This is a genomic window from Nitrosomonas marina, from assembly GCF_900111605.1.
GTDB classification, from domain to species: domain Bacteria; phylum Pseudomonadota; class Gammaproteobacteria; order Burkholderiales; family Nitrosomonadaceae; genus Nitrosomonas; species Nitrosomonas marina_A.
This window is the reverse complement of sequence record NZ_FOIA01000010.1, coordinates 1-19,365: the sequence shown is the minus strand read 5'-3', so window position 1 is coordinate 19,365 and position 19,365 is coordinate 1. Positions and strand designations below refer to the sequence as shown.

The following is a 19,365-nucleotide window of genomic DNA, read 5'->3' as shown; positions in this document are numbered from 1 at the left end:
TCAGCATTTTCCTCGCAGGCGAATTGCCTAATTCAATGCATAAACGGTATGTACTAGCCATGTATCGTTTAGCCAATAAAGCTGCTGACTTATGAATATATTGCAAAAATTTTTCTTGATCACGTTCTTATTCGCATTTTTTCCAATATCCGCCACAAGCAGTGAGCGCCATGAATCGATCAATGTGAAAAATCCAGAAAACCGGCATACAGAAATTTCACAACGCCAGGCGATAACAATTGCACAACAACATATCAAAGGCCGCGTACTGGATATCCGGCGCAGCGAAAACGTATATCGCGTCAAAATTCTCAGTGATCAGGGCTCTATTCATATCATTCAGGTCAATGTAAGTGATGGAACTATCAAATCTGGCCACTAGCTTCTGGCGTATCAGACAATCAGTTCGGATTGTGTAGCGGTCATGCGTATCCTGGTCATTGAAGATGAAATAAAGCTGCAGACACAGATTCGTCAGAAACTTGAATCCGCGGGATATATGATCGACACATGCAGTGACGGCAGAGAGGGCTTGTATATTGCCAATGAATATCCGCTGGATGCCGCAATTATCGACCTGGGCCTGCCCGGCATATCTGGATTGGAAGTCATTAAAACACTGAGAGAGCAGGGTAGTGTCCTGCCCATTTTGATTTTGACTGCACGAGACAGCTGGCAGGACAAGGTACAGGGACTTGAATTAGGCGCCGATGACTACTTAACCAAACCATTCCAGATAGAAGAGTTACAGGCACGGCTAAAAGCACTGCTGCGCCGCGCAACCGGCATTCCATCCACTTCATTAAAATGCGGTTCGATCGTGCTTGATGTTTCAGCACAACAGGTAACTGTCAATAATTGCAAGATCGATCTGACATCATTCGAATACCGTATGCTGGAACTGTTAATTCGGCACCAAGGCGAAGTGTTATCAAAACGGGTCTTGACGGATTACCTGTATCCACATGATGAAGACAGAGACAGCAATGTGCTGGAAGTTATGGTGGGCCGGTTACGGCGAAAACTGGACCCAGCAGGTGAATTGAACCCTATTGAAACGCTGCGTGGACGAGGATACCGTTTTACCATTGCTTGTGATAAATCGTCATGATGTCTTTGAATAGGCGCATCCTATTCAGTGCGACTGGTGTTTTACTGGTTTTTATTGTGGGCATAGCACTGGCACTGGATCGTGCATTTTATGACAGTGCCCGCCTGGGAGTTCAGGACAGAATGTTGGCCAGACTCCTCATGCTAATGGGAGATGCCGAAGTAGATGATGACGGCGAACTGGAAATGCCTACCAATCTGCTTGACACCGAATTCAGTCGCCCCAATGCGAACACCTATGCATTCATTGTAAATCATACCGAAAAAGTTGTGTGGCAATCGACTTCGGCATTGAACAAAAAACTACCCGAGCTTCAACTCCTCGACAAAGGCAGCAAAGATTTCAGTCAAATTGTCATCAGGGGTGAATCTTTTTTCCTTTATCGTTTTGGTGTTGCCTGGACAACCGAGACCGGCAGCTATCCATTGACTTTTAATGTGATTACGGACACGGCACTTTTTGATGCGCAAATCGAGCGTTACCGGGAAGATCTCTGGGGATGGCTGAGTGTCATGGCTGTGCTACTCCTGGTTACACAGATGCTGGTACTGCGCTGGGGATTGCAACCCATGCGCCAGGTGTCGATCGAATTGTCGGCAATTGAATCGGGTAAACAGGAGAATGTCGTTGGCAACTATCCGAGTGAATTAAAATTGCTGACTGATAGTATCAATTCGCTGATCAATCATGAGCGCAGACAGCAAAAACGTTATCGCAATGCACTTGCTGATCTGGCACACAGTCTCAAAACACCTTTAGCCATCCTTCATAATGCTGCAACGGTCCGGCAAAGCAAACCTGAAGAAAAAACCGTTCGAGAACAAATCGAGCGTATGGACAACATTATCCAGTATCAATTACGACGGGCAGCAACCGCTGGAAGTTCGCCTGGAATGCGCCCAGTTTATCTGTACCCGGTCGCAGATCGTATTGTAAAAACCGTCCGCAAGGCGCACCATGCCAAGAATCCTGAAATTACTATCGCCATTGATAAGACAATCAGCTTGCGCATAGACGAAGGTGACTTGATGGAACTGCTTGGCAATCTCATTGACAACGCTTTTAAATGGTGCGACCAACGGATTGTCTTGTCAGCCGAACGCCACCAGAAACAAATCGTCATTCAGGTAAAAGACGATGGTCCAGGTATTCCACAACATGAAATCGCCAGAATTCTTGAGCGCGGAGTGCGTGCGGATCAGTCTATTCCAGGACATGGCATCGGACTTGCAATTGTTAAGGATATCATTCAGGTCTACGGTGGTGATTTGTCAATTGAGCAAAACTTACCAAGAGGTGCATGCATCACAATTTACCTGGATGCCAAATAAGTTTATATTGCACATTTTTTGTTCAAAGCGCTGCTTTTGCCGGCGCACTTGCTTTTCGACACGTAGATTTTGAATACTGCTTCCATTTTCTCACTGCTCCAGCGCAGAACTCGCAGATCCCATGTATTGGGCTTACCGTGCACCATGTATCTGCTGGTTTTATTCTTCCTTTACAGCACGATATCTGCTGCCAGTAATGGCAGTTCGTACACAGATATTGAAACGACGCTAAAAAAGAAACAGGATCATTTCAGTCATACACTGAAAGATGTTGAAGCGCGAATTACAACTTTAAAAAAAATAGACTCGTTAAATTCTCAACAGCAGACTGAGCTATCTTCATTAAGTCAGGCTCATGATTTTTTACATAAAAGTATCGAGTCGGCAAATCGTGCATTATATTATGTCAATGCTGTCAAGAATGCGCCCCAACAACTAAGAACCCTTGAACGAACCCTGGATGCACCGCTGCAAAAAGAGGAATTAAATACTGATAATATAGACCTGAAGCTGCCGTTGGACAAACTTGAATTACAATTTGAATCCGTTAGAAAAATTCTGGCGGATGCCCGGAAAACGCGAACAGATATCGAGCAGGAAATCACCCGACGTGCTGAACGACAACCCAAAATCGAAGAAGAAATCAAATTAGCGCGCACCCGGATTGAGGAGTTGAAACAAAAAACAGCTGCCATTTCCGATCCGGCAGCAGAACATCTCAGCGACGCCCAGAAAACTGTGCAGGGTATGGAAATCGATTTTCTGCAACAGCTGATTCAGGAGCTTGAACTCGAAGATCGCAGTTATAATCAGCAGCGGGAATTGTTGCGCGCACAACGGCATGTTGCGGAACGTGATGTGTTGATTGCGGAGCGCAATTTTAATGTATTTGAAGAAATCATGAATCGCCGGCGGGCCGAAGCGGCCGAACATGCTAAACAGATAGCCGATACCGCAAGCGAGGCAGCCGATACTGCTCATCCACTGGTTCGCGCGATTCTGGATGAAAACAGACAACTTGCAGCAGAACTGGCAAGCATCACGGCAAACAGTGCATTATTAAGCGAAGAAAAAAAACGTATCGATCTTGCATTAACAGCAACACAACGCAACTATGACCGGATCCGGGAAAAAATAAACCAGACTGGTCTGACAAACGCTATCGGGTTAAAACTGCGCAATGATCGTAAGCAACTGCCTGATATTGATACCCATGAAAAAAAAATCGAAACGTACAGCAAGGAAATCAATCAGGTGCAGCTGCGACGGATTGAACTTGAAGATCGCCTGCTTGAATTGATTGATCTTGATTTTGAAGCTTCCCGGCTTATTAAAAATACCAAAATCGAGCTTCCCGAACCTGATCGCAACCAACTGCAAAAAGCTGTGTATCAAGCGCTGGACAGTCAAAAGAATGATTATCTGGATGAACTGATCAGCGCTTATGACGTTTATTTCGAAACGAAGCTTTATCCGATTCTGGAACACGAGCTCAAATTTATTGGCTTAATCAGCGAGTATAAAGCGTTTATCGATACCCGCATTCTCTGGATCCAGAGCGCCCCGATAATTCAATTGCAGGATATTCAGCGTTTGGGGGCAGCTGCGACCTGGCTTTTCAGTCCTACATCCTGGCTGCAAACAGCATCGCTTGTGGCCAAGGATGTCAAAAAAAATTTTCTGGTAATTCTGCCGTTCCTTCTCTTCACTATAGCGTTGCTGTTGATGCAACGCTTATTAAAATTGAAATTATCAGTACTTGGGCGCTATGTCACCAAACTCAGTAAAGCCCGGTTTACCGACACGCTTTGGGCCGTTGTGGTAACAGTACTGATGGCACTCGCCTGGCCGTCACTGATTTTCCTGATCGCCTGGCGCATCCAGCAAATCGAAACTGATTCCACTTTTGCTGTTGCCATTGGCAGCGGCCTTGCCGCACTGGCGTATTTGTTGTTTTCGGGTCTGCTGTTGAGTCATTTGTGCCGAAAGGAAGGGCTTGGTGAATTACATTTTCGCTGGAAACATGAAAGTATGGCGTTAACTAGACAGCAGCTTGCCTGGTTTCTTCCTGCAACTTTACCGCTGGTCTTTGTGTTTGTCGTGACACAGGAACAGCCGACGGAAGCACATCATGATTCTCTGGGGCGACTGGTTTTTTTCATACTGATGGCAACGACAACTGTACTGGTTTATCGTTTAATGCATCCTGAAAAGGGATTGCTGAAATATTATCTGGACAAAAATGCCGAGGGCTGGATCAGCAGACTGGCCGGCGTATGGTTTCCAAGTCTGCTGATTACACCCTTTGTGCTAACCATCATCGCAGCCGCAGGCTATATGTATACTGCCGGACAATTGTCGCTGCTGATTATCAACTCGCTGTTGCTGGTTTTTGCGGTGATTATTGGCAAAGCTCTGCTGATACGCTGGTTAAATATTGAACAGCGTAAGCTGGCGATCGAGCAATGGCGAAAAAAATTTGCTGCACAGGCTGAACAGGCGCAATCAGATGATGCCTCCAAAGCTGCCGACACAAGCGGCGATCAAATCAATGTTGAGCAAGATGGCCTGGATGTCGATGCCATCAGCACGCAGACCATGAAGCTGCTTAATACAGCGCACTGGTTCACGATTATCATCGGAATTGCGCTGATTTGGGCGCAGGTTTTACCAGCTTTCAACATTCTGAACGATGTGGTTCTGTGGAATACAGAAGTCACTCAAACAGAGGGTGGCGCTGAAATAACGGACCTGGTACCGATAACTTTGGCCAGCATACTGCTGGCGATCGTTATTTTCATGATGACTTTTTTTATCAGCAACAATATTCCCGGATTGCTGGAAATTGTCATACTGCAGCGTTTGCCATTTACACCAAGCGGCCGCTATGCAATCTCCTCCATTGTTCGCTACATTATCATTATCGTAGGTTTTGCCATGACATTTAGTGCGCTTGGCATCGGCTGGTCAAAAGTGCAGTGGCTTGCAGCAGCGGTAACAGTTGGACTTGGCTTTGGACTGCAGGAGATTTTCGCCAATTTTGTTTCGGGTCTGATTATTCTGTTTGAGCGCCCGGTACGTGTCGGTGATGTGGTGACACTTGGTAATATCAGCGGCAAAGTTTCGCGCATTCAAATGCGCGCGACCACGGTCACTGACTGGGACAGGAAGGAACTGATAATTCCCAATAAGGAGTTTGTTACCGGGCAGGTTATCAACTGGTCTTTGTCTGACTCCATTTTGCGGATTCTCATTCCTGTCGGAATCGTATACGGTTCTGACACAAAGCTCGCCAACGATATTTTGTTATCTATCGCACAAGATCATCCACATGTACTCAAAGATCCTGAACCCAGTGCACGCTTTGTGGCTTTCGGTGACAGTTCATTGAATTTCGAACTTAGAATCTTTATACCAGAGCCCGACCTGCTTCTGGAAACACGGCATGATCTACTTATGGAAATCGACCGACGTTTCCGTGAGGCGGCAATTGAAATCGCCTTCCCACACCAGGATATTCATATCAGAAGCCTGCCTGAAGAAATCACCATCGTCTCACGATCAGATACTGCAGGAGTCCGGCCGACTCAGAAGCCAATGGAACAAGGATAACCTGGTTTTCTGATTATATCGAACGCATATATTTTGTGCCGTTTCCTCCCGAATAAGCCGGTTTTGTGTTATCAAGCCAGACACTCTTCAGTAGCAGGCCGCCTCATAAAGATATCATTCATGGCATGCAATCCAATCGCATGATTGAGAATGATGTCTTTTCGCGTTTTCATTGTATGATCCTCGGAAACATCCTGGTTTTTATACAATTTTTTTATGGCTCGTTGATTAAAGATACCGGCTTGCATTACGCGCTGTGGTGATAGATATTTATCGATTAGATCCTGAATGGCTTGTGTTTTATTTTGATCTGTATGGGCCGGCGGGGCCATGAATGCAAATTTCTCGCGGTTGTACAGTACCTCGGGCAACAGATGTTTCATTGCTTCACGCAATACCCATTTTTCTACGCCATTGCGTATACGCACATGTGGCGGCAGATCAGCGGCCAGTTCCGTGACATGATGATCGAGAAATGCCGGGCGAGATTCCAGCGAGTTAGCCATGTCAACGCGATCACCGCCCCAGTTCAGGATCTGGCCTTCAAGCATGGTCTTGATCCAGCTGTACTGCGCTTTATCAAGCGGATGCCGCCCATCGAGTTTCGATTTATCCAGACTGTAAGCAATAGCAGCTATCGGATCATATTCCCCTAATAGGTCAAGAAATGTTTCTGACAACAATGGCTTGACCTGTTCCAGCACCAGCATCCAGGGCTGTATCCATGAAGGCGTGAATCCCATGACTTCCTCGAATGCAGGATGTGAAACAGCTTTTTCTGCCAGTACAGAGCCACTGAAAACTCGATTGCTGGCTTGCAACAGCGCTTCCATTGCTTCAGTCTGATAAGCGGGGTCATGAATAAACATGTCGCGTTTAAAAGCGGCATATCCCCCAAAAAATTCGTCTGCGCCTTCACCAGTGATAACAACTTTAAAATGATTGTCAGTAACATGCTTGCTCATCAGCATTTTGGCAATACCAAGCGTGTTATAAAAAGTACGCTCTGAATACCATATCGCTTTTTCAAAATTCTTACCATACAGGTCGGATGCTGAAACTCGTAAAATATCCTGATCTGCATTACATTTTTCGGCCATTTCAGTTGCGATGGTAGCTTCATCATAGCGCTCATCATCAAAACTGATTGTAAATGCCTTAACAGGTGATTGCTGAATGGATGATGCCATGCCCAAGATTGAGCAGCTATCAATACCACCCGAGAGATAGCAGGCAACCGGCACATCAGCTTCCAGACGTAACGCTACGGATTCAATCAGTGTTTCACGCACCGCCTCTATATGTTGCTGATCACTGCGCACTGCATGCTCACCGTTTAACGGAAATTCAGCATCCCAATAACATTTTTCAGTGACTGAAATACGGCCACCAGCTTTCCCGATGATCAGCATGTGCCCGGGTTTTAAAGCATGGATATTTTCAAACAGCGAATCGCCAGGCACCATGACCTGCATCATCTGATGCAATTGCGCCTTTTTTGAAATATCACTTGGAACATGCGGGTGGGCAAGAAGTGATTTGATTTCCGAGCCATAAAAAACAGCCTCGCCCGTAATATGATAAAAGAGCGGGCGAATACCAAACCGGTCACGCACCAGAATCAGTTGCTGTTTTTTTGCATCAAATAAGGCAAAGGCAAATTCACCACGCAAATGATCCACAAATGATAATCCGTATTTGCGATAAAGCTTCAATGCTATTTCACTGTCTGATTTGGTAGAAAAACTGAACCCTTCTGCCGTTAACAATCCGCGAATACGTTTGTAATCATAAAATTCTCCATTAGCGGTCAGTGTCAACTGGGCCTGCGAATCATGTATCGGCTGCTCTCCAGAATTCAGATCAATAATCGACAGGCGTGTGTGCGCCATGGCAATGCCATCTTTTGTATCGAAATGGAACCCGCGGCCATCCGGGCCTCGATGCAGCAACTGTGCGGCCATTTGATGGATATATTTGTCGTTATTCTTATCGTATCTGAATGGGCTCCATACACCGGCTATACCACACATAAGTTATACCTCTGTTCGTTTATTATTCAAATAATTTTCTGGCTCTGTAATTTACTATTCGATCAAATGATCGGGAAGCACCTGCTCGAGACGGCCAAAAACAATCAATAACAGTGCCTGACGAATAAAAACAGCGCCATCCGCCTGATTAAAATAAAGATTGTGCCGGGTATGATCCAGACTGACATCAAGCTCATCTTTTCGTGCCAGAGGATGTAAAACAACGGCGCCTTTTTTAAGTCTGGACTCCTTATCCAATTTAAATCGGGATCCAAGAGTTCGGTATCCATCACCCAGAAAGGCGATCGAATTCATATAAATGACATCAAGCTCGCCGACCACCTCCTGCAAATCATTTTTGATGTCGATAGGTATCGGACTAGAATCGCAAAATGACTGTACTTCAACTCCCAGGGGATCAGCCATCTCAGAAACGATGGTAATCTGGCTGATGTTGTGTCTGAACAATAGCGCCAGTATCAAAAAACTCTTCACGGTTCGCATGCTTCCGGGTGTACCGACAATGCCGAGGTGCAGCTGTTCTTCAGAAGCTGCGCCGAGCATGAGATCTGGCTTCCATTTCAGCAGCGCATACCAGTCAGCGAGCGCCTGCGTTGGGTGTTCGTCTGAACCATTTCCACCATTGATGATGGGAATGCGCAAATATTCGCTTAATTCCTGAATTGCTTTTTGCTGGGTATGACGTATGACTACAATATCGGCATAACTGTTAAACATTTGTCCAATATCCAGCAGCTTTTCACCTTTTGCCTCACCCGTTAAAGCGGCTTCCGCGACACTTAGCGTTTTTCCACCAAGACGCAGCATGGCGCTCTCAAAAGAAAGCCGCGTCCGTGTACTGGCCTCGAAAAATGCTGTTGCCATAATTTTGTCGTTTAGCACTTTATCGGCGCTGATTTTTTTCAGCTGCAGATAAGCAGCAACTTTGGCCAGTTCTCTCAGCATTTCTGTATCGAAAAGATCGGCGGAAAGAATGGATCTGTATGTCAGTTCCTTAAGTTTCTGCAAACAAATTCTGGGCTGAAACTTGATTAATCCTTCTGGTTCAGGACAAAGCCCGATCAGATTTGTTTTCAGTTCGCTTTGAACAATATGCTCTACTTTTGCTGCGGTTTTAATTACCATATATTACCCTTTCTCCATTCTTTCAGTAGCATAATAATCAGAATGACGCCTGTAACAGCACACCATCCCAGTGCACCATATACCAGATATGCAAGAAATTCCGTTGAAAACATCACGCCTGTTTTTCTTTTAACTGATGCCAGTCATAGTTGGCCGGATAGCAGTAGGCAAAGAAAATAACACACGCCATCGATGCAACAGCGCTTACCAGCGTAGCGATATACCAGCCAATCTGAAAGTAGGCCAGCAACCCAAGCGCGCTTCCAAGTAACATGCCGCAGATCGCGCCGCTAGATGTTGCATGCTTCCAGTACAATCCGGTAATAATCGGCCAGATCATGCTGCCAACAAGCGGGCCAGCGAAAAAAAGAACCGTAGCCAGTGTTCCAATACGTGGCAGGCAAACCAGCCATGCAGTAAGGCCCAGCAAAAGCGTTACTATTTGTGCAGCTTTTTTTAATTGCTCGCTACTGGCCTTTGGATAAACTATCTTGCGGTAAATGTCCTCAGTAATAAGATCGGACGTTGCGGCCAGCAGACTATCGATACTGGATGCCAGGGAACAAAAAACAACTATAAAAATTGCAACTGCGCCAGTCGTGCCCAGCACATTAGCAACAACAAGCGGTCCAACCATATCAGCGCTGGGTACCGCAACATTCAGTGCACCGGATGCCAAAGCGATAAATCCGGCGGCAACCGGTATTGGCAACCAGATAAATCCGGCAATAAGAAATGCTTTTTGGCCCACACCTTCTCGAAAAGCAAATGCCCTGCTCCACCAGATATTGTTATGAAACACTTCGCCCAATCCGAACAGCAGATTATTAAAGACAACCATGATCGCAACCGGAAACATGATATTCAGCAGCATCGGCTTTTCAGCTGTGAGATTGGCGTGAATTGTTTCTATACTGACATGATTCAAAACTGCAAATCCGACAATTACAATACCCGCCAGAATGATCAGACTTTGTATGAAATCAGTGCCGATAACGGCATATAGGCCGCCCCGCATAGTATAAATGACACATACCAGCAGCAGAATGCTCATTCCATACTCATAGGAAATTCCGGACAAGGCATTTAGCAAGATGCCGCCTGCCATTGCCATGCTGACCAGCCAGGCCAGACTGTAAAACAGCGTAAACAGCAAAAAAATACTCCATGCTTTCTTGCCGTAGCGCAGACGAATAAAATCGCCGGAGGTATAACCATGTGGCATTAGCGCGCGTATCCGTTTTGCCATCGGCGCAAAAAGAAACAGCCCAAAAGCAGCTGTACTGTATGCAAGCATGCCCCAAATACCCATCTGCAGCGCAAATTGTGGTGCCAGCATGGTTGTATTCGATGTGATCCAGGTAGCTACTGCTGTTGCAGATGCCAGCGTCAGGCCGACATTGCGTCCCGCCAATGCATGCTGCTCAAAGTGCTTGTTCTTGCGTCCCCAGTAAGTGCCCAATGCTATCCATATAACGCTTATAATAACCAGCAAAGACCAACCGAGCGAAGGGGACAAAAAAACTGCATCATGATTCATCTGCTGCACCCCTGACGATTACCCAGGCAACACTCAGAAAAACAAGTGCGCCAGCAACAAACAATAACCAGACTCTGGCAAGTGAATAATGAGCAACATCCAGCCTCACTGTATCGGACCATGTGCCAGGTTGTTTTTGATGAGCACGAATACGGTAATAATAAGTGCCGTCCGCCAAACCCGAGAGCATTAATGAGCTGTTTTTTCCTTCGTATAACGTGATCGGATTGTCGAAACTGGATTGTGCGGCTTGCTGCAACTCAACAGGTATCAGTTCCTTGTTTTGCCAGTTGAGCAGCACGTAACCGGTATTGTTTGTAATATGCCGGTCATTCATAAATGCGACAGCAGCGGCCTGTCCTGCACAGCTTTGCCAAAACAGAATTACAGCGGTAAACAATCCAAAAGATATGCTTTTCTTTTTTAAATCTACTTTCGTTTGAAATAGATGCATTAATCTGTGAAAATCTGTTGCATAGCATAAAAAGTGAAGTGGATAAAATCTGGACCCATCAGATTGAATGCCGGTGGCCCCAACCCTTTGTTATGAATGCGTCATGTTGAACCCGGATACTAAAGCAGTTGTTCAGTAATCTGGTCCGGAAGTTGTTGAATCAGAATTTTTTTGTTTTTGAATTGGTTCTGCATAAGTCGGCAGAATCATTAGATGAAATCTTATTGACACTGTTACCACTTTTTAGTTCTATATTGTAACCCAAAACAGCGTACATAAAAAACGCGACAGTTTTATTCACCTAAATCACTGTTGACATTCTCTTGAATTCATATTTAAAAACATTAATATTGATACGATGAACCGCCATGCATAAAGATCTGGCTGGCGGATTAAAAATCACCAACTCTGCAATAATTAATGACTTTAACAAATATCCGGTCAAATAATAACGCTCCATTACGATTAGTAATACATGGCGGTGCAGGCGCTGTTCAAAGAGATAAACTGAAACCGGAACGCGAGCGCACATTCATGAAGGTATTGACTCAATCACTGCATGCAGGTCATGCCGTACTCGCTGCCGGGGGTAGCAGTATAGATGCCGTGGTCGCTGCGATCGTAATCATGGAAGACTCTCCTGTATTCAATGCAGGCAAAGGCGCGGTATTCAGTCACGAAGGAAATAATGAACTGGATGCATCAATCATGGACGGCGCTACGCATATGGCAGGTGCGGTCGCAGCGGTTACCACTATTCGTAACCCGATTCGCGCCGCACGAGCAGTCATGATGCACAGCAGTCATGTGCTGTTGATAGGGCGTGGTGCGGAAGAATTTGCAGCCGAGCAGGCGCTTGAAATCGTTGAGCCGTCATTTTTCTACTCCCAGCGCCGTTGGGATCAGCTGCAAAAGGCCATCACAAAAGAACGTATCGCACTTGATCATGATTTGGAAACGGATAGCTGGGAAGAAAACAATGATAAACATGGTACTGTCGGTGCTGTAGCACTGGATTGCCACGGCAATCTTGCTGCCGGAACATCTACCGGCGGATTGACAAACAAGCGATTCGGGCGTGTCGGTGACACACCCATTATTGGAGCTGGCACGTACGCAGACAATCATTCAGTCGCGGTATCTGCAACTGGTACTGGAGAGATGTTTATCCGTACCGTAGCCGGATTCAATACTGCAGCGCGGATCAAACTGCAAAACATGCCTTTAACAGAAGCAGCTGATCATACGCTGGCTGAAATAGCAACCATCGGTGGGGAAGGAGGATTAATTCTGCTGAACGCACAGGGTGATTACACGATGCGCTTTAATACAAGCGGCATGTTTCGCGGCGCCATTGGCAACGATGGTATCGCGTATACAGGTGTTTTCTCTGGCGCCGAATCGCTGGCTGCTTGCAATACATCAGACTGACTGCAGATCAGAATCGTAATTCTGTCTAATCCGCGCAATGGAATCTTTAAAATTATTCTTTGCCGAACCATGCGCCTTGAGCGGCGACTCAATGGGGCAACCGATATATTTTAGGGCAGCTTTCCTTTGGGTGCACCAGGCGGCAGTGCGGAAATTATTTCAAAATCAATTTCGCACTGCGTATGTAAGTTCCCAATTCACAACATAATGGACTCAAGCTGGGAATACCCCGGGTACGTTCGAACTGATATAGCCTGAGCATGAGTTTTCCTTTTTCAAATTAGCGTGATAATTGAATAGCACAATGCATACTGATGCAGGAATTCAACCCATTCACTCGTTTATTGCAAGTAATATGGGATGCGATCTCAGTGAATTGAATTTCATTCATTTTTAAAGGATGTCAAATTCTGGAAAAACCCGGTTACACATTGAGGTCGCCTTTGCCTTTGCCTTTGCCTTTGCCTTTGCCTTTGCCTTTGCTGTGGCAACAGAAAGAATACAATCGCAGGAAAAATCACGAACCACGCTGAAAACGTGATAATGATACGTAGCAGGAAAGCTGGCCGATAAGCCGGATTCTGTCGTGGACAGTCATTCATCTAGATGCATGGTTACCCATGCATTCAAGCAACCTACCCGCAGGCTCCGCGAGCAACCTCATCGCCTGCCTATTTGGTTTTGCTCCGGATGGAGGTTACCGCGTTTCACCGTAACTCAATACGCTCGTCTCTGTGGCCCTGTTCCTCGCCTCACGGCGGTCGGCTGTTAGCCGACATCCCGCTCTATGGAGTCCGGACTTTCCTCTCCCCGCTGATTTGAAACAGCGGACAGCGACTGTCTGGCCAGCTTTGGTGGCATTTTATCATTTTTCAGTCTATCGCGAATCAATTCACGGAACGAGCTGTTTTTCATATCAGTACACGCATGGCTTACAGCCGTAAATACGCATGTGCACCGATTTTTCCGGGCAAGGTTGCAGGTCAGCAGTAAAGCTGATCTAAACGATTAATTACCTTGAAGCATTACATTTATCTGCTTAAGCACTTCCTCATCGAGTTCACCCGCTTCAGCACTCAATCGCAATCTGGACATCAGATAACCGTGATAGGCTTTTGCGAGATCGCGCCGCGCTGAGTAAAATTGTTGCTGTGCATTCAGTACATCGACCTCTGTTCTAACGCCGACTTCCTGCCCAAGCATGGTGGAATCAAGTTGTGTCTGGCTTGAGACAAGCGCTTGCTTTAACGCCTTAACCTGAGCAATTCCGTTGGTAACATTGAGGTATTGCTGGCGGACCTGCAGCATCATGTCGCGACGGGTATTTTCCAGATCGTGCTGCGCCTTTTCCTGATTGGCAATCGCTTCACGAACCCGTGACTGTGTACCGAATCCCTGAAACAACGGCAGGTTCAGTTGCAACCCGATTGACTTAGAAGTCAGATCAATACCGCGTCCGGTTATCGCGCCGCCTACACCAGTCTGATCACTGTACTGAGCAACGAGATCGACCGTCGGATAGTGTTGCGCCCAGGCTTTTTTGACTTCCTTGTTAGCTAGATCGTATGCCGCCTGCTGGATTTTTATCATGTAATTCTGTGCTTCCGCAGCTGCGACCCATTCATCCATGCTGATATATGGCAAGCTAAGCAGCTCGGTCGATATTTCATGCGCGCTGGCAAGCTGCCCAGGGAAACGGTTAATGATGCTTTGCAATGCACGCTTGCTGATTTCAAGTGCGTTACGGGCAGCAATTTCTTGCGACAGGGTCAGATCAAAACGCGCCTGTGCTTCATTGGTATCGACAATGGTTGCGACGCCGACTTCAAAATTGCGCTGGGCCTGCTCGAGCTGCTTGAGTATAGCTGTCTTTTGCGCTTCAGCAACTTCAACGTCGGTTTGTGCGTCAAGCACATTGAAATACGCCTGGGCGACACGCAGGATTAAATCCTGAGCTGCAAGAACAAATTGCGACTCAGCCTGCGATACCTGGGTTTTGGATTGCGAATAAATAATAAAATTTTCAAAACGGATAAGTGGCTGCGTCGCCGAAATAACAATTCCTCGGTTCTGGATCGTGACTGGAGGACCCAGCGTAGTATCGACTTCCTGTGTCTGGCGCGTTGCCGATAAATTGACACTGGGCAGCAATCCGGCCCGTCCTTGGGTTATTTTTTCCTGTGCCGCCTGATAAACTGCACGGGCGGACTGATATTGCGCGTCTTTTTCCAATGCCTCCTGATAAATATCCATCAGATTAGCAGCTCTTGACGCCGAACTGCTAGCTGCGCCAATGAAAAAAACCAGTAAAAATAACATTATACGTAACATACCTGTTGTCAAAACCAGCAACCTGTTTGCGAAGAATTAATAGAAGAGGATAGTGTGATGTTCCGTAAAACGTGTAATGACTGAAACTGATATGCGGGTATCAAAAGGTAAACCTGCTTGCCTGTTCCGCATTGATCAGTGCGGCTGTGCTGGTTTCGAATAACGTATTAACTGTAAATTTGCCTGGTGCTGTACAAGCAATCAGTTTTGCTTCCATAATCGGGTCTTCCCCGATGATGGCAAACAGGCGACCACCCGTATTCAGACTGTTTTTGAAGCTGTCAGGCAATACCGGCGTGGAAGCTGTAATCACGATGACATCGTAGGGTTCGTGTTTGGACCAGCCGTGTGCGGCATCACCCTGTTCAATCGTCACATTGGTGATATTATGCGCCCTCAAATTCGCCACAGCCATCTGTTTCAGCTCCGGGATAATTTCAACGCTATATACATGGTTGCCAAGCTGCGCCAGTAAAGCCGCCATATAACCGCTTCCGGTACCAACTTCGAGAATTTTGTCCGTTTTATTAATATGCAGCTCCTGTAAAATACGTGCTTCCATTTTTGGTGCGAGCATGACCTGCCCATGCCCCAGCGGAATTTCCATATCGACAAAAGCTGCGTGACGGTAAGCAGCCGGCACAAATTCTTCTCGGCGCACTTTATACAATAAATCAAGAACTTCATCATCCAGGACATACCAGGGGCGGATTTGCTGGACGACCATGTTATAGCGTGAATGTTCTAATGACTGTTCAGGATTCAATTCAATGTTCATATGTTTTCTTTTTAAAAAAAATAATATACTTGCAATTATTTCATATTTCTATTAGCTTCACAGCATCAGCTAGGGGTCCATTTCCTGAACACAGGAAATATTGGTGAGAAAGTCCCTTATTACCTGACGCGGATAATGCCGCCGTAGGGAAGCTGGAGCCTGTCCTCCCGCTCTTTATGGCATTTTAAGGAGCATCTTAATGAATATTACAGTTCTAAATCAAAAAAACTTTTCCAGTGCCACGGCCACTGTCGACGAAGCTGCCGTGAAACCGTTGCCGAACTCCCGCAAGATCTATGTACAGGGCCCGCGCCCTGATATACAGGTACCCATGCGCGAAATCCGGCAGACTGAAACCATGGCCAGCAGCGGCGCAGAGAAAAACCCTCCAATCTGGGTTTACGATACGTCCGGCCCGTATACCGATCCGGCTGCCCAAATTGATATTCGTTCCGGACTGCCGGCGCTGCGCGATCACTGGATCGAGGAACGCGGCGATACCGAATTCCTGAACGGACTCAGTTCATCCTATGGCCGCGCACGATTGCAGGACCCCAAGCTGACCGATATGCGGTTTAACCTGCAACGCCATCCACGTCGTGCCAAGGCGGAAAAGAATGTAACACAAATGCACTATGCACGGCAGGGTATTATTACACCAGAAATGGAATTTATCGCTATCCGCGAGAACCAGCGGCACGAAGCATTCAGTGCCGAGAATCATCAACTGTTAACGCAGCAGCACCCCGGGCAACATTTTGGCGCAATTTTACCCGGGAAAATCACGCCTGAATTCGTGCGCGACGAAGTGGCGCGTGGCCGCGCCATCATTCCGGCGAATATTAACCACCCGGAATCGGAACCGATGATCATCGGACGAAATTTTCTGGTGAAAATCAACGCCAATATCGGTAATTCGGCCCTCGGTTCCAGCATACAGGAAGAAGTCGAGAAAATGACCTGGGCGATCCGCTGGGGTGGTGATACCGTGATGGACTTATCCACTGGAAAAAACATCCACGAAACACGTGAATGGATTATTCGCAACAGCCCGGTGCCGATCGGCACGGTTCCGATTTATCAGGCGCTGGAGAAAGTTGACGGCAAGGCGGAAGAACTGACCTGGGAGATATTCCGCGACACCTTGATTGAACAGGCAGAGCAGGGGGTTGATTACTTCACTATCCATGCAGGTGTACGCCTCGCCTATGTGCCGATGACCGCTAAGCGCATGACAGGTATTGTCTCGCGCGGCGGTTCGATCATGGCGAAATGGTGCCTTGCACACCACGAGGAAAGCTTTCTGTACACCCACTTCGAGGAAATTTGCGAAATCATGAAGGCGTATGATGTCAGCTTTTCACTCGGCGACGGCCTTCGCCCGGGCTCGATATATGACGCTAACGACGAGGCGCAGTTTGCCGAATTGAAAACCCTCGGCGAATTGACCAAAATTGCCTGGAAGCATGATGTACAGACTATGATCGAAGGCCCCGGCCATGTCCCGATGCATCTGATCAAGGAAAATATGGACCTGCAACTGGAGCATTGCGATGAAGCGCCTTTTTATACCCTGGGACCATTGACGACCGATATAGCACCGGGTTACGATCATATCACCTCGGCCATCGGCGCTGCAATGATCGGCTGGTACGGTACTGCAATGTTGTGTTACGTCACACCAAAAGAGCATCTTGGCCTGCCGGACAAAAACGACGTCAAGGACGGCATTATCACCTATAAAATCGCCGCGCATGCAGCCGACCTCGCCAAAGGTCATCCGGGTGCGCAGATTCGTGACAACGCTCTGTCCAAAGCGCGCTTTGAATTCCGCTGGGAAGACCAGTTCAACCTGAGTCTCGATCCCGACAAAGCAATGCAGTTTCACGACGAAACCCTGCCGCAGGAAGGTGCCAAAGTCGCGCATTTCTGCTCGATGTGCGGACCGCATTTCTGTTCGATGAAAATCACCCAGGACGTGCGTGATTATGCTGCCAGGCAAGGTGTCAGCGAAGATGAAGCAATCAAGCAGGGTATGGATGAGAAAGCCGCTGAATTTAAAAAAGCGGGCGCAGAAATTTACAACAAATTATAAATAACCTGGGGCCCGCATGGATCCGGTCTTACTGTTTAAAGCGTTAATCCTCGGAATTGTTGAGGGGTTAACAGAATTTTTGCCGGTTTCATCCACCGGCCATTTAATCCTTGTCGGTGATTTACTGGAATTTAATGAGGACCGTGAAAAGGTTTTCATGATCGCAATTCAGCTCGGTGCGATTCTGGCTGTCTGCTGGGAATACCGCCGAAAAATCGTTGATGTCATAACGGGCATAGGCTCGGAGAAATCGGCGCAGCGTTTTGTATTGAACCTGCTCATCGCGTTCATGCCCGCGGCTGTGCTGGGCCTGCTGTTTATCGACAGCATCAAGCAGTATCTGTTTAATCCGTTATCCGTTGCAACAGCACTGGTAATCGGCGGCATTGTGATTTTATGGGCGGAGCGGCGCGATCACCAGATTGAAGTCGAGCATATCGACAACATGGACTGGAAACATGCGCTCAAAGTCGGCTGTGCGCAATGTCTGGCGCTGATTCCTGGCACTTCCCGCTCTGGCGCGACAATCATCGGTGGTCTGCTGTTCGGCCTGTCGCGCAAAGCTGCTGCAGAGTTCTCCTTCTTTCTGGCCATTCCCGTCATGTTCGCCGCGACGTTCTACGACGTCTACAGAAACCGCGCCATCCTGGAGTTTAACGATGTTGGCATGTTTGCCGTTGGCTTCGTTGCTGCGTTTTTCAGTGCTCTGGTCGCTGTACGCGGCTTACTGCGCTTTATCAGCAATCACGATTTTACGTTATTTGCATATTACCGGATCATTTTTGGGTGCGTCATATTGCTGACGGCTTATACGGGAGTCGTGGGTTGGTCGGAGTTTGGATGAATTTAATGCAACAGTGGATAGTGTGTTAGTCCTGTATCTTATAGTGCCATGATAATAAAAACAAATACAGGTACTTACGAATTCATGGTACTAGTACTCTATCACGGTCCAATGCGTTACAAAACTCCTGTAAGTGCATCAGGCACTATCGGTATCCTTTTCCACTGCAACCACGACATTCAACATATCCAGACTCGTTGCAAATGGGGCAACGCTCGCGGGTATTCAGTTGTTGGTTATAGAACCAACCGCGCCCATCGCACTGTACACATTTACGCTTTCCTGTGCCACCACATGCTACGCAAGCTTCGGTATTTGCCTGTTTCTCCTTTTTGACGACTCCACACTGCTGGAGGCACGTCGCAACGATTCCAATTCAGCGCTCATCCTGCGCTCCCGTTCATAAAGTTCTCGATACCGGTCTGTAATCTTGCGCAAATCCTCTTCAACTATCCTTCTTGCTTCTTCATCGGTAATATTCCTATTGCCCTTTGCGTCTTTGTTGGCCATTACTTACCTCCAATGCCATTCAGTTGAATATGGCAATAAAGTTTTGAAATATCTTAGATAGTGTCGTCATAAGATACTAGCCCAAATAGCGATGCACCGTATATGGACAGCCGCCAGAAACGATGCGGCATTCTTTGCGTATCGTGTTG

14 protein-coding genes, 1 other RNA gene, 1 pseudogene and 1 riboswitch are annotated in these 19,365 nt (G+C 47.0%); of the genes and pseudogenes, 7 read left to right on the top strand and 9 right to left on the bottom strand.

Going from position 1 to position 19,365, the window contains the following annotated elements:
- Positions 1 to 91 precede the first annotated feature (91 nt).
- The 4 genes from BMY62_RS05970 to BMY62_RS05955 all read left to right on the top strand — a co-directional run bounded on the left by BMY62_RS05970 (position 92) and on the right by BMY62_RS05955 (position 6,054).
- A complete protein-coding gene (locus BMY62_RS05970) occupies positions 92 to 382 on the top strand; it encodes a PepSY domain-containing protein (RefSeq protein WP_090657657.1) in 291 nt (96 codons plus the stop codon).
- A 42-nt stretch (positions 383 to 424) separates the two neighbouring features.
- Positions 425 to 1,111 (top strand): response regulator transcription factor, encoded by a 687-nt coding sequence (locus BMY62_RS05965; protein ID WP_090657655.1) that lies wholly within the window; start codon positions 425 to 427, stop codon positions 1,109 to 1,111.
- On the top strand, positions 1,108 to 2,442 hold the full coding sequence (locus BMY62_RS05960; protein ID WP_090657654.1) for an ATP-binding protein: 1,335 nt from the start codon (positions 1,108 to 1,110) through the stop codon (positions 2,440 to 2,442). Before BMY62_RS05965 ends, BMY62_RS05960 begins: the two co-directional genes overlap by 4 nt.
- 144 nt (positions 2,443 to 2,586) lie before the next feature.
- Positions 2,587 to 6,054, top strand: coding sequence for a mechanosensitive ion channel domain-containing protein (locus tag BMY62_RS05955; RefSeq protein ID WP_090657652.1), 3,468 nt, complete (start codon positions 2,587 to 2,589; stop codon positions 6,052 to 6,054).
- Between the two features lie 71 nt (positions 6,055 to 6,125).
- Here BMY62_RS05955 and asnB read toward each other — a convergent pair whose 3' ends face one another.
- The 4 genes from asnB to BMY62_RS05935 form a co-directional block, all read right to left on the bottom strand.
- Positions 6,126 to 8,087 carry an asparagine synthase (glutamine-hydrolyzing) gene (asnB, locus tag BMY62_RS05950; RefSeq protein ID WP_090657650.1) on the bottom strand — a complete coding sequence of 654 codons (1,962 nt, stop codon included), beginning with the start codon at positions 8,085 to 8,087 and terminating at the stop codon, positions 6,126 to 6,128.
- Positions 8,088 to 8,141: 54 nt separating this feature from the next.
- Positions 8,142 to 9,233, bottom strand: a complete 1,092-nt coding sequence (locus BMY62_RS05945) for an aspartate/ornithine carbamoyltransferase family protein (RefSeq protein ID WP_090657648.1) — start codon at positions 9,231 to 9,233, stop codon at positions 8,142 to 8,144.
- A 112-nt stretch (positions 9,234 to 9,345) separates the two neighbouring features.
- Positions 9,346 to 10,773: a sodium:solute symporter family transporter gene (locus BMY62_RS05940; RefSeq protein WP_090657645.1), complete on the bottom strand. Its 1,428-nt coding sequence runs from the start codon at positions 10,771 to 10,773 to the stop codon at positions 9,346 to 9,348.
- Positions 10,763 to 11,110: a hypothetical protein gene (locus BMY62_RS05935; protein WP_177170303.1), complete on the bottom strand. Its 348-nt coding sequence runs from the start codon at positions 11,108 to 11,110 to the stop codon at positions 10,763 to 10,765. The genes BMY62_RS05940 and BMY62_RS05935 overlap by 11 nt, the downstream gene beginning before the upstream one ends.
- A 537-nt stretch (positions 11,111 to 11,647) precedes the next feature.
- Here BMY62_RS05935 and BMY62_RS05930 point away from each other — a divergent pair.
- Positions 11,648 to 12,658, top strand: a complete 1,011-nt coding sequence (locus BMY62_RS05930) for an isoaspartyl peptidase/L-asparaginase family protein (RefSeq protein WP_090657641.1) — start codon at positions 11,648 to 11,650, stop codon at positions 12,656 to 12,658.
- Between the two features lie 554 nt (positions 12,659 to 13,212).
- On the opposite strand, the gene rnpB is transcribed toward BMY62_RS05930, so the two are convergent.
- The 3 genes from rnpB to BMY62_RS05910 form a co-directional block, all read right to left on the bottom strand.
- An RNA gene (gene rnpB / locus BMY62_RS05920) (RNase P RNA component class A) lies at positions 13,213 to 13,511 on the bottom strand.
- Positions 13,512 to 13,666: 155 nt separating this feature from the next.
- Positions 13,667 to 14,911 carry a TolC family outer membrane protein gene (locus tag BMY62_RS05915; RefSeq protein WP_371264073.1) on the bottom strand — a complete coding sequence of 415 codons (1,245 nt, stop codon included), beginning with the start codon at positions 14,909 to 14,911 and terminating at the stop codon, positions 13,667 to 13,669.
- Positions 14,912 to 15,089: 178 nt separating this feature from the next.
- Positions 15,090 to 15,767 carry a protein-L-isoaspartate O-methyltransferase family protein gene (locus BMY62_RS05910; RefSeq protein ID WP_090657637.1) on the bottom strand — a complete coding sequence of 226 codons (678 nt, stop codon included), beginning with the start codon at positions 15,765 to 15,767 and terminating at the stop codon, positions 15,090 to 15,092.
- Between the two features lie 61 nt (positions 15,768 to 15,828).
- A riboswitch (TPP riboswitch) is annotated at positions 15,829 to 15,934 on the top strand.
- A 32-nt stretch (positions 15,935 to 15,966) separates the two neighbouring features.
- Here BMY62_RS05910 and thiC point away from each other — a divergent pair.
- Together thiC and BMY62_RS05900 are read left to right on the top strand one after the other, a co-directional pair.
- Complete coding sequence (thiC, locus tag BMY62_RS05905) at positions 15,967 to 17,862, top strand: phosphomethylpyrimidine synthase ThiC (RefSeq protein WP_090657634.1); 1,896 nt, start codon at positions 15,967 to 15,969, stop codon at positions 17,860 to 17,862.
- Between the two features lie 16 nt (positions 17,863 to 17,878).
- Positions 17,879 to 18,706: an undecaprenyl-diphosphate phosphatase gene (locus BMY62_RS05900; protein ID WP_090657632.1), complete on the top strand. Its 828-nt coding sequence runs from the start codon at positions 17,879 to 17,881 to the stop codon at positions 18,704 to 18,706.
- Between the two features lie 297 nt (positions 18,707 to 19,003).
- Here the strand turns inward: BMY62_RS05900 and BMY62_RS05895 are convergent, their stop codons facing one another.
- Entirely contained in the window at positions 19,004 to 19,216 is a 213-nt protein-coding gene (locus BMY62_RS05895; protein ID WP_090657631.1) for a hypothetical protein, read from the bottom strand.
- Between the two features lie 66 nt (positions 19,217 to 19,282).
- Positions 19,283 to 19,365: pseudogene (locus BMY62_RS15925) on the bottom strand (IS5/IS1182 family transposase); the annotation flags it as partial.